The organism is Paucilactobacillus nenjiangensis (assembly GCF_005405445.1).
Classification (GTDB): domain Bacteria; phylum Bacillota; class Bacilli; order Lactobacillales; family Lactobacillaceae; genus Paucilactobacillus; species Paucilactobacillus nenjiangensis.
Genome location: NZ_BJEB01000004.1, coordinates 41915 through 52477, shown reverse-complemented (window position 1 = coordinate 52477; position 10563 = coordinate 41915). Strand labels below are relative to the sequence as shown.

Annotated in this window: 13 protein-coding genes and 1 other RNA gene; 11 read left to right on the top strand and 3 right to left on the bottom strand. The window is 38.6% G+C overall.

The features are described 5' to 3' along the window. Window positions 1-83: 83 nt before the first annotated feature. From nrdF to nrdH, 3 genes are all read right to left on the bottom strand, one after another. A complete protein-coding gene (nrdF, locus tag FFM59_RS01280) occupies window positions 84-1076 on the bottom strand; it encodes a class 1b ribonucleoside-diphosphate reductase subunit beta (RefSeq protein WP_137601255.1) in 993 nt (330 codons plus the stop codon). A 17-nt stretch (window positions 1077-1093) separates the two neighbouring features. Next, window positions 1094-3259 (bottom strand): class 1b ribonucleoside-diphosphate reductase subunit alpha, encoded by a 2166-nt coding sequence (gene nrdE / locus FFM59_RS01275; RefSeq protein WP_137601254.1) that lies wholly within the window; start codon window positions 3257-3259, stop codon window positions 1094-1096. Between the two features lie 86 nt (window positions 3260-3345). Then, on the bottom strand, window positions 3346-3576 hold the full coding sequence (gene nrdH / locus FFM59_RS01270) for a glutaredoxin-like protein NrdH (RefSeq protein ID WP_137601253.1): 231 nt from the start codon (window positions 3574-3576) through the stop codon (window positions 3346-3348). A 220-nt stretch (window positions 3577-3796) separates the two neighbouring features. Here nrdH and FFM59_RS01265 point away from each other — a divergent pair, with 220 nt between their 5' ends. From FFM59_RS01265 to FFM59_RS01215, 11 genes are all read left to right on the top strand, one after another. Then, window positions 3797-4405 carry a class I SAM-dependent methyltransferase gene (locus FFM59_RS01265; protein WP_137601252.1) on the top strand — a complete coding sequence of 203 codons (609 nt, stop codon included), beginning with the start codon at window positions 3797-3799 and terminating at the stop codon, window positions 4403-4405. 5 nt (window positions 4406-4410) lie between these two features. Then, entirely contained in the window at window positions 4411-4905 is a 495-nt protein-coding gene (gene tadA, locus FFM59_RS01260; protein WP_137601251.1) for a tRNA adenosine(34) deaminase TadA, read from the top strand. A gap of 36 nt (window positions 4906-4941) precedes the next feature. Further along, an RNA gene (gene ffs, locus FFM59_RS01255) (signal recognition particle sRNA small type) lies at window positions 4942-5038 on the top strand. A gap of 141 nt (window positions 5039-5179) precedes the next feature. Beyond that, window positions 5180-6940: a DNA polymerase III subunit gamma/tau gene (gene dnaX / locus FFM59_RS01250; protein WP_137601250.1), complete on the top strand. Its 1761-nt coding sequence runs from the start codon at window positions 5180-5182 to the stop codon at window positions 6938-6940. Between the two features lie 21 nt (window positions 6941-6961). Continuing rightward, the gene (locus tag FFM59_RS01245; RefSeq protein WP_137601249.1) at window positions 6962-7273 is read left to right on the top strand and encodes a YbaB/EbfC family nucleoid-associated protein; all 312 of its coding nucleotides are present in this window, start codon (window positions 6962-6964) and stop codon (window positions 7271-7273) included. 9 nt (window positions 7274-7282) lie between these two features. Then, window positions 7283-7882 (top strand): recombination mediator RecR, encoded by a 600-nt coding sequence (gene recR, locus FFM59_RS01240; protein WP_137601248.1) that lies wholly within the window; start codon window positions 7283-7285, stop codon window positions 7880-7882. Between the two features lie 15 nt (window positions 7883-7897). Continuing rightward, window positions 7898-8116 (top strand): YaaL family protein, encoded by a 219-nt coding sequence (locus FFM59_RS01235; protein WP_137601247.1) that lies wholly within the window; start codon window positions 7898-7900, stop codon window positions 8114-8116. A 23-nt stretch (window positions 8117-8139) separates the two neighbouring features. Then, window positions 8140-8778 carry a dTMP kinase gene (gene tmk, locus FFM59_RS01230; RefSeq protein ID WP_137601246.1) on the top strand — a complete coding sequence of 213 codons (639 nt, stop codon included), beginning with the start codon at window positions 8140-8142 and terminating at the stop codon, window positions 8776-8778. A gap of 39 nt (window positions 8779-8817) precedes the next feature. Next, window positions 8818-9147 carry a cyclic di-AMP receptor DarA gene (darA, locus tag FFM59_RS01225; RefSeq protein ID WP_137601257.1) on the top strand — a complete coding sequence of 110 codons (330 nt, stop codon included), beginning with the start codon at window positions 8818-8820 and terminating at the stop codon, window positions 9145-9147. A 17-nt stretch (window positions 9148-9164) separates the two neighbouring features. After that, on the top strand, window positions 9165-10178 hold the full coding sequence (holB, locus tag FFM59_RS01220; RefSeq protein ID WP_225420263.1) for a DNA polymerase III subunit delta': 1014 nt from the start codon (window positions 9165-9167) through the stop codon (window positions 10176-10178). 14 nt (window positions 10179-10192) lie between these two features. Further along, complete coding sequence (locus FFM59_RS01215; RefSeq protein WP_137601245.1) at window positions 10193-10531, top strand: DNA replication initiation control protein YabA; 339 nt, start codon at window positions 10193-10195, stop codon at window positions 10529-10531. Window positions 10532-10563: the final 32 nt, after the last annotated feature.

The window sequence follows — 10563 nt, the reverse complement described above, 5'->3', positions numbered from 1 at the left end:
CGACAACGGAGAAACTAGCAGCTTGATGTTAATGATTGTGAAATTCTAGGTCATCAGTACTTCTTGACAAAGAACCTGTATTTTTACTTGTCGTTAGGATCAGCTACAAAGTAATCATTTTCTTCCATTGCTTCAACTTCGCCCAAACGATAGCCATTTCCAACTTGTGAGAAGAAATCATGGTTCGCTGTGGTAGTTGAAATTCCGTTCATAACAATTGGATTGACATCTTTAGCAGTGTCAGGGAAGAGTGGGTCTTGACCTAAATTCATCAGCGCTTTATTAGCGTTGTAACGAATAAAGGTTAAGACTTCCTCTGTCCAGCCAACTTTATCATACAAAATTGAAGTGTAACGCTCTTCATTATCATAAAGTTCATATAAGAAGTTGTACATCCAATCTTTCATATCTTGTTGTTGGTTATCGGTTAATTCTTTCATACCGAGTTGGAATTTATAACCAACGTAAGTACCGTGAACGGATTCGTCACGAAGAATTAATTTGATAATCTCGGCGACATTGTTTAATTTATTATGGCCTAGGTAATAGAGTGGTGTGAAGAAACCAGAGTAGAATAAGAAAGTTTCTAGAAAGACGTTGGCCACTTTTTTCTTCAATGGATCCACGGTAGGGTCCATATACATATTCGTAATGCGTACAGCCTTATTTTGTAAGAATTCTTCAGTATCCGTCCACTCAAAAATTTCACTGATTTGATCCGGTGTATTTAAGGTTGAAAAAATAGTTGAATAACTTTTGGCATGAACTGATTCCATGAATTGAATATTGTTTAACACGGCAGTTTCATGTTGGGTCCGAACGGTTTGGCGTAACGAGGCCATTCCTTGTTCAGATTGAACCGTATCTAGTAAGGTGAGTCCACCAAAGACATGACCAACTAACCATTGATGGTCTTCGTCTAAGGTGCGCCAGTCATCCATGTCGTTTGACACTGGAATCCGGGTATCTAACCAGAATTGTTCCGTTAATTTTTCCCAAGTGGCTTTGTCAATGGCGTCATTGACTTGATCCCAATTGACGGCTTTAAATTGTTTAATTTGTTTGAAATCGGACATTGATAATACTCCTTAAATTAGATTACACAGCTTTCGCATTGGTTTGCACCAACTTCTTCTTCACCATCTGTAAAGGTCCGGATGTAATAAATTGACTTGATTCCCTTACGGAAAGCATAGTGACGAAGGATATTAAGATCACGAGTTGTCATTTTGTTAGTATGACCATCTTTCCATTCATAAGTACCTGCTGGAATGGTTGAACGCATAAATAAAGTGAGACTCAATGACTGATCAACGTGTTCTTGAGCTGCAGCGTAAACGTTGATGACTTTACGCATATCCATATCGTATGCTGACTTATAGTATGGCATAGTTTCATTCGAAAGGTAAGGAGCTGGATAATAAATTTTACCAATTTTCTTTTCCTGACGTTCTTCCACCTTGTTGATGATTGGATGTAGGCTGGCAGTGGTGTCATTGATATAAGAAATTGAGCCATTTGGTGCAACGGCTAAACGGTTTTGGTTATAAAGACCATCTTTTTTAACGTTATCACGCAGGGTTGCCCAGTCTGCAGTGGTTGGAATGAAGATGCCTTCGAATAATTCTTTGACACGGTCAGATTGAGGACCAAAGTCGTCAGCGACGTACTTATCAAAGTATGAACCATCGGCATAATCACTATTTTCAAAATTATGGAAAGTCGTTTGGCGTTCGCGAGCAATTTCGTTAGAAGCAACTAATGTCCAGTAGTTCAATAGCATGAAGTAGACACCCGTAAATTCAACGGATTCAGGCGCACCATATTCAATTTGGTTTTTAGCTAAGAAACTGTGAAGTCCCATGGCACCTAAACCAATTGAATGAGCTAAATCATTGCCGTTTTGAACAGTTGGAACTGATTCAATATGAGAATTATCAGTAACGAAAGTTAAGGCACGAGTCATCGCACTCACTGACTTACCAAAATCAGGTGAAGTCATTAAGTTAACAATATTAGTAGAACCTAAGTTACAACTAACGTCGGTTCCCATAGTTTTATATTCTTGTTTGTCGTTAACAGTACCAGGCGTTTGAACTTGCATAATTTCTGAACACAAGTTACTCATAATGATTTTACCTTGGATAGGGTTCGCACGATTGGCAGTGTCAACGTTGACAACATAAGGGTAGCCAGATTCTTGTTGTAATTTACTAATTTCATCTTCTAATTCACGAGCAGGAATCTTAGTTTTTTTGATGGTGTCGTTAGCCACCATATTGTCATATTCAGCGGTAATGTCGACATATGAGAATGGCTTACCATATTCACGTTCAACATCATATGGGCTAAACAAGTACATGTCTTCGTTATTTTGAGTTAATTCATAAAATTTATCAGGGACGGTGACACCAAGTGACAATGTCTTGAGACGAATTTTTTCGTCAGCATTTTCCTTCTTGGCAGATAAAAATTGCACGATATCTGGATGGAAAACTGATAAATAAACCACACCGGCACCTTGACGTTGGCCTAATTGATTGGAATATGAGAAACTATCCTCCAACAATTTCATCACAGGAACAACACCACTAGCAGCGCCTTCGATATGTTTGATGGGATCGCCAGCAGCACGTAAATTACTGAGGTTAATACCAACACCGCCACCAATACGTGACAGTTGCAAGGCGGAATTGATGGTCCGTCCAATGGTATTCATATCATCAGTCGTGGAAATTAAGAAACAAGATACCAATTCACCACGACGTTTCCGACCAGCATTTAAAAATGATGGAGTCGCAGGTTGATAACGTTGGTGCACCATTTCATCAGCTAATGACATCGCTAAATCTTCATTACCATCAGCAAAATACAAAGCGTTCATTGCTACACGGTCAATGTAGTTTTCCAAATAAAACGCATTGTCATCAGTCTTTAAGGCATACTGTGCATAGAATTTGTAAGCTGCCATAAATGATTTGAAATGGAAGTTTTCGCCCTTCAAATAATTATAGAGACTTTCGACAAATGAAAAATCGTATTGATTGAAAAATTCAGGTTCGATGTAATCATTATCGATGAGGTAATCAAACCGATCGCGTAAATCTGTGAATTCTTTGGTATTTGGCACCACGTTTTGTTTGATAAAGGTATCCAGTGCTTCTTTATCCTTGTTGAGTGGGATTTGGTTGTTGACAGGGATGTTGATTTCGTTGTTTAAATCGAAATATGTAACATCGCTCAATTCTTTTAACGACATAATTTTAACCTCTTTCTTCATATAACTAGACAAAAGAAGACGGATCCGGTAAGACCCGTCTTCATGCATTCAAAAAATTTAACTGTCTAGATTGCCAATTTGCTTAACACATCTGGACGAAAACCTGTGAATGATTCGCCGTTGCCTAATTTAACTACTGGCGTAGCTTGGAAACCTTCAGCTTTTAAACTATCAATAAATTCTGGTTGTTCGTCGATGTTATGTTCCACAAACTCCACATTGTGTTCATCAAGGAAACGCTTTGTCATTTTGCATTGCATGCAATTATTTTTTGAAAATAATACTACTTTACCCATATTCTTCACCCTCGTAACAGCTTTTTTTTAATGTTCTGTGCTTATAAGTATACCGCGTGAATTTGAAAAAGCAACCATAAAACACCACATATTGTTACATTTTAAAATAAAAAACACCACATATTGTGGTGTACTAACATTTTGTAAGCAGCAATTAAATTGTATTTTTTTTTTCGTTAATAAGATATGATGGAACCATACTTAATTTGGAGACGAGAAAATGAACAACCATTATTATACACAAAATCCGGATGTAATTCATCAAGAACGAACTTGGAATTTTGAATTACGCGGTCATAATTTTAAATTCACTACTGACAACGGTGTTTTTTCAAAACAATCAGTTGATTATGGTAGTCGAGTTTTAATTGATAGTTTTGACACAGCCGATTTACCTGCCGGTAAAATTTTAGATCTTGGTTGTGGTTATGGTCCAATTGGACTATCGTTAGCGCACGCATATCCCGAACGAACCGTTGATATGGTTGATGTAAATGAACTGGCGTTGGAGTTGGCTCGGGCTAATGCCACCGCTAATGAGATTAAGAATATTTCGATTAATAGCTCAAACGCTTATGAAAATGTGACTGATCAATATGCGTCCATTGTTTCAAATCCGCCAGTCAGAGCAGGGAAAAGTGTTGTCGACGATTTTATTACGGAAGCTAAAGAACATTTAATAGATGATGGAACGTTGTGGATTGTTTTACAAAAAAAACAAGGGGCCCCTTCTGCTAAAAAATTAATGACCAGTGTCTTTGGCCATTGTGAAGTGGTGAAACGAGATAAGGGCTATTATATTTTAAAAAGTGTTAAGGTAGGAGATTAGCTTTAATGAACATGGAACAAAGTCAATTTTATATGACTGAAGCAATCAAAGAGGCTAAGCAGGCGTTGCTCGTTGATGAAGTGCCCATCGGTGCGATTGTGGTCCACGATGGGGTTATTATCGGTCGTGGTCATAACATGCGTGAACGATTTCAAAATGTGACCTTTCATGCAGAAATGTTAGCCATTGAGGAAGCCTGTACTAATTTGCATAGTTGGCGCTTAGAAGATTGCGAACTATATGTCACATTAGAACCATGCATGATGTGCAGCGGGGCAATTGTCAACTCCAGAATTAAGATGGTTTATTATGGCGCGAGTGATCCTAAAGCCGGGACGGTTGATAGCTTGTATCATCTATTAAATGATCAGCGCTTAAATCATCAAGTGCAGGTGGTCTCTGGAGTGTTAGAGTCAGAATGTAGTCAAATGCTAACTGATTTTTTTAGAGCGATTCGTAAACGACGCAAAGAAGCCAAACGATTACGACAAACTGACTAGCATTTTTTAATCAGATATAGTATGATTGTTATTGCCGAAAGGCCTTAGGGCGAGGGCGCTCTTACGAACCGTGTCAGGTCCGGAAGGAAGCAGCACTAAGTTTGCAGTACCTTGTGCCTTAAGTTTTTAAGATAATTAGCAGATTGGCGTGATAGCTCACGGCCAATCTTTTTTTATACAAATTAAATTGAAACCGCAGATTTTCATCACACGAAAAAAGTAAAAATGAAGTATAATTATTTACATAGATTTTTATCGGGAAAGGAAAAAGTAGATGAGTTATCAAGCATTGTATCGAGTTTGGCGCCCACAACGGTTTGACGAGATTGTTGGGCAACAAGTAATTACTACAACTTTAAAAAATGCGTTAATTTCGAATCAAACGAGTCATGCCTATTTATTTACCGGACCACGTGGAACGGGTAAAACATCCGCAGCAAAAATTTTTGCCAAAGCCATCAATTGCCATTTCTTAAAAGATGGTGAGCCTTGTAATGAATGTGAAACGTGTAAGGAAATTACCAATGGACAATTAAATGATGTAATCGAAATTGATGCGGCATCTAATAACGGGGTTGAAGAAATTCGGGATATTCGGGATAAGGCAAAGTATGCGCCGACGATTGCTGATTACAAAGTTTACATTATTGATGAAGTGCATATGTTATCAACTGGTGCATTTAACGCGCTACTGAAAACCTTAGAAGAACCACCTGCAAACGTTGTGTTTATTTTGGCAACCACGGAGCCGCATAAAATTCCATTGACCATTATTTCCAGAACACAACGCTTTGATTTTCGCCGGATTTCTGCTGACCAAAGTTTCGAACGAATGAAATATATTTTGGGAGAAAAACATGTCGAGTATGATGAACAAGCTTTATGGGTCATCGCTCGCGCAGCTGAAGGTGGAATGCGGGATGCCTTGAGTATTTTGGATCAAGTGATTTCATTTAGTAACAATAAAGTTGAAATTGAAAATGCGCTCTTAGTGACAGGTAGTGTGACTAAAGGCTTGTTACACCAATACGTGACCCAAATCACGGATCATGATGGTGCACAGGCACTAGAAACCATGCAAAGTATTATGAATGAAGGAAAAGATGGCCAACGGTTCATTGAAGATTTAATTTCCTTTATTCGAGATATCTTGTTGTATCAAAAAGCACCAGAGATGGTGAACGTTGAAAGTACTGGCTTAACGACGGATGAGTTGACGCAATTAGGCACGAAAGTTTCAGAAGAAGTGTGGTATCAAGCCATTGATACGTTAAATGAAATTCAACAAGAAATGCGGTTTACAACCCATCCAGATGTCTATTTGGAAGTTTTAACCATTAAATTGGCTCAATTAACTGGTCAACCAGTGCCGAGTCAAGCCGCACCAGCTGGCGAGGTTGAAGACGCTCGTGTGGATCAATTGCAGCAACAAGTTGTTAAAATGCAGGCTGAAATCAAACAATTGGCGCACAACAAAGCACCAGTGGCTACACAAAAGGCTACCAAAAAACCACGGGTTAATACGAATAAAAAAGAACCCAAAGTTAATCTCACTAAGGTATATCCAATCTTGGAGACTGCGACTAAAGAAGATTTGGTTAATTTGCGAGATTTATGGGGCGATATGTTGGACATGCTGACTGTGCCGCAGCGGTCGATGCTTCACGTTTCAACGCCAGTCGCTGCGAGTGCAGCCGGTGTGATTGTGTCATTTGAATATAGCTTGCTCTATCAAGAAGCAGCAGATGATACTGAATTGTTAACGATGATGCACGATAATCTGGAAAAACTCAGTGGAAGCGCCCGAGACATTATTTTTGTTTCTAAAGAACAGTGGCCGCATATTCGACAAGGCTATATCGACCAATTGGCTGGTAAAAAGCAAGCTGGTGAAACCACCAATGAAGATCAACCGGACGAAGAACAAACTGAGTCAGAAGAAAATAACACAGTTCAAACACAAAAAGATGATAAGATAGTTAGTGAAGCCCAAGAATTATTTGGCGAAGATATTGTTGAAATTAAAAATGACTAATAAAAAAAGGTGGAAATTAATATGATGCGCGGAATGGGAAATATGCAACAAATGATGAAACAAGCTCAAAAGATGCAAAAACAAATGGGCGAAGAACAAGAAAAATTAAATGCCCAAGAATTTATTGGTAACGCACCAGATGATATGGTTACAGCTACCTTTACAGGTGATAAGAAGCTTAAAGATATTTCCATCAATCCAGAAGCAGTTGATGCTGATGATGTAGATATGCTTGAAGATTTAGTGGTTGCTGCTGTTAATGATGGCATTGCTAAAATTGATGATGCCACCCAAAAAACAATGGGTAAATATACTAACGGCTTAGGTATGTAGGAGAAATTTATGCAATATCCAGAACCAATTGCACAACTAATTGAAAGCTATATGAAGCTACCGGGGATTGGTAATAAAACCGCGACCCGTTTAGCTTTTTATACTATTTCAATGCAAGATGATGATGTGACTAATTTTGCAAAATCGTTGCTATCGGCGAAACGAGATTTACATTTCTGCAGTATTTGTGGCAACTTAACAGAAGATGATCCATGTCCAATTTGCCAAGATAAGTCACGAGACCAGTCGACGATTTTAGTGGTTGAAGAACCAAAAGATATTATTTCAATGGAAAAAATGAAAGAATATCATGGCTTATATCATGTTTTACATGGTGTGTTGTCTCCGATTGAAGGAACCGGTCCGGAGGATATTAATATTCCGTCGTTATTAACTCGTCTGCAAAAAGACGACACGGTGAAAGAAGTAATTGTAGCGACGAATGCTTCGTCGGAAGGTGAAGCCACGGCAATGTACTTGTCGAGATTAATTAAGCCTGCTGGGATTAAGGTCACTCGTTTGGCACACGGGCTTTCGGTCGGAGCAGATATCGATTACGCCGATGAAATGACTTTATTTAAGGCTGTTGAAGGACGAACTGAACTGTAGAAAAGGTGATGGCTGATGTTTAACAGAGTTAATAAACGCATCAAAGCTGAATATGACGATCAATTGCTCGAATTGGTTTACAATGCGAAGGCTAGTTGGGACCAAGCACAAGAAACTGAGCAAGCAGTTTATGAAAGCAATGTTACTAATGAACTAGAAATGCAGACATTATTGCAAAAGCAGAAATATATGTATTTATTTCGTGAAGCACGGCGGCGCGAAGTACACGGCTAAACTTAAAGATGGGGTGTAATTTGATGAACGGACAATTTATTTCTTTTGAAGGACCTGATGGCGCTGGAAAAACCAGTGTTTTAAAGGCTATTGGGGAAGAATTACGGGTAAAATACGGGGATAATTTGATGTTAACTCGTGAACCCGGTGGAAACAAAATTTCCGAATCAATCCGTAATATTATCTTAGACCCCATTAATACCGAAATGGATGTCAGAACTGAAGCGTTACTCTATGCAGCGGCCCGGCGTCAACATTTAATGGAAACCGTGATTCCAGCCTTGAAGGCAGGAAAATTAGTGATTTCCGATCGATATGTTGATAGCTCAGTGGCTTATCAAGGTGGCGGCCGTGAAATCGGTGAACAAGCCGTGTGGCAAATGAACCAATTTGCCATTGATGGATTGGAACCTGATTTGACGGTTTATTTGGATATTGAATCTGAAGAAGGAATTCGCCGGATTAAAACACATCGCACCGATGAAATTAATCGACTTGATGTCGAGGCATTAGAATTTCACCAACGGGTTCGGAAGTCGTATTTAAATCTTTTGGAACAAAATCCAGAACGCATTAAATTAGTTGATGCGAGCCAACCGTTAGACAAAGTTTTACAAGATGTTAAAGAAACAATGTTGCAAAAGTATCCGAACCTGTTTTAATATTAATTAAACAATACTGGTAAAGGGAGTGTGACAATGATGAAAATGATTATAGCAATTGTTCAAGACAAAGATAGTAATATTTTAAGTAATGAATTTATTGAAGCAAATATTCGTGCAACTAAATTATCATCAACGGGAGGCTTTCTGCGTTCCGGTAATACGACCTTTTTAATTGGTATCGAAGATGAACGGATTGAGGAAGTGTTAAGTTTAATCAAAAAGACTTCCCACACCCGCGGTCAATTTATGACCCCACAGGTTAATATGGATGTCTCAATGGATGCATCTGCCGCTTATCCGGTTGAAGTTCAAGTTGGAGGGGCAACCGTCTTTGTACTTCCTATCGAACAGTTCCATCAATTCTAGAGGATAGTAAATCAAATATGAACGAAACAATGACCATTCTTGATCAGTTGGAGCAATCGCAACCACAGATTGTTACCCGATTTAAGAAAATTATTGAGAATAATGAATTGGCGCATGCGTATTTATTTGCAGGTCCTTCAGGAGCAGGTAAGTTTCAGCTTGCCCAATGGATTGCGATGCGTTTATTTTGTTTACATGTAGAAAATAATCAGCCTGACGAAACTTGCGAAGAGTGTCAACGAATTTTATCCGGGAATCATCCAGATATTGTCGAAGTTGAACCCGATGGTCGTCAAATCAAAGTTGATCAAGTTCGGTATTTAAAGTCCGAATTTTCTAAAAGTGCTGTCGAAGGCTCAATCAAAATTTTTATGATTAAGCAAGCTGATAAGATGACAGTCAATGCTGCCAATAGTTTATTGAAGTTTCTGGAAGAACCCGAAGGCGACTTTATTGCCTTTTTGATGACTGCCAACAAAAGCTCGATTCTACCAACGATTCAATCACGCAGTCAAAGTGTTGAGTTTCTTCCTATTAGTAAAACTAGGTTAATCGAGTTACTTCAAAAAGATGGTATTACTAAGTCACAATCCCAATTTGCTTCAGGATTGACTAATTCAATTGATCAAATTAAGTTGTGGCTTGAAGATGATTGGCTCGACAATGCCCAAAAAGCCGTGATTGATTGGTATGTGTTATTAGGGAATCATGATTTGCAAAGCTTTATTGCCGTGCAAAAAGAAATGATGCCTCTCGCTAAGCAACGTGACCGGCAACAAACCATGTTGGATATGATTATGTTAATTTGGCGTGATACAATTATTGAAGCGAACCAACGAGATACTGGCGAAATTAGTTATCAAGCTGCTACAGCTCAGATTGAACAAGTTGTTGGTAAAACAGCGACGAAAAAAATTACCAATATCGCGCAGTTAACTTTAGAACTGCGCCGGAAGCTAGATCAAAATATTAGCTTTCAGAATATAGTAGAACAATTAACGATTAAGATATTAGATACACTACGTGGCTAACGCGGAGGATAAAAATGACTGACAGAATTGATAAGCGAGAAGTTTATGACCGTTTTGCGCAAGTAACTAAACAGACGCAAGAGCTATTAGATAGTATGGAACAGTTAAAGGCCGACATGACGGAAATCTTGGAAGAGAATGCTGAACTGTCTGTTGAAAACGACCATTTACATACAGTTATTAAAGATATTAAAGGTGAAAGTACCGAAGATGATGGGTTGTCCATGCCACGTCAAAATCTGCAAAAGATTTACGAACAGGGCTTTCATGTTTGTAATGAATATTACGGTAAGCGGCTCGATTATAATGAATCATGCACGTTTTGCCTGGATGTCATTTTTGGTAGACAATAACCAAAATTCAAAAAAGCGTGTAAGATGACGTT

Excerpts from the sequence above, each read along its gene's own strand:
- dnaX (WP_137601250.1), top strand. The coding sequence starts at position 5,180 with ATGAGTTATCAAGCATTGTATCGAGTTTGGCGCCCACAACGGTTTGAC.
- recR (WP_137601248.1), top strand. The coding sequence starts at position 7,283 with ATGCAATATCCAGAACCAATTGCACAACTAATTGAAAGCTATATGAAG.
- nrdE (WP_137601254.1), bottom strand. The coding sequence starts at position 3,259 with ATGTCGTTAAAAGAATTGAGCGATGTTACATATTTCGATTTAAACAAC.
- tmk (WP_137601246.1), top strand. The coding sequence starts at position 8,140 with ATGAACGGACAATTTATTTCTTTTGAAGGACCTGATGGCGCTGGAAAA.
- holB (WP_225420263.1), top strand. The coding sequence starts at position 9,165 with ATGAACGAAACAATGACCATTCTTGATCAGTTGGAGCAATCGCAACCA.
- tadA (WP_137601251.1), top strand. The coding sequence starts at position 4,411 with ATGAACATGGAACAAAGTCAATTTTATATGACTGAAGCAATCAAAGAG.
- FFM59_RS01245 (WP_137601249.1), top strand. The coding sequence starts at position 6,962 with ATGATGCGCGGAATGGGAAATATGCAACAAATGATGAAACAAGCTCAA.
- FFM59_RS01215 (WP_137601245.1), top strand. The coding sequence starts at position 10,193 with ATGACTGACAGAATTGATAAGCGAGAAGTTTATGACCGTTTTGCGCAA.
- FFM59_RS01235 (WP_137601247.1), top strand. The coding sequence starts at position 7,898 with ATGTTTAACAGAGTTAATAAACGCATCAAAGCTGAATATGACGATCAA.
- nrdF (WP_137601255.1), bottom strand. The coding sequence starts at position 1,076 with ATGTCCGATTTCAAACAAATTAAACAATTTAAAGCCGTCAATTGGGAT.
- nrdH (WP_137601253.1), bottom strand. The coding sequence starts at position 3,576 with ATGGGTAAAGTAGTATTATTTTCAAAAAATAATTGCATGCAATGCAAA.
- darA (WP_137601257.1), top strand. The coding sequence starts at position 8,818 with ATGAAAATGATTATAGCAATTGTTCAAGACAAAGATAGTAATATTTTA.
- FFM59_RS01265 (WP_137601252.1), top strand. The coding sequence starts at position 3,797 with ATGAACAACCATTATTATACACAAAATCCGGATGTAATTCATCAAGAA.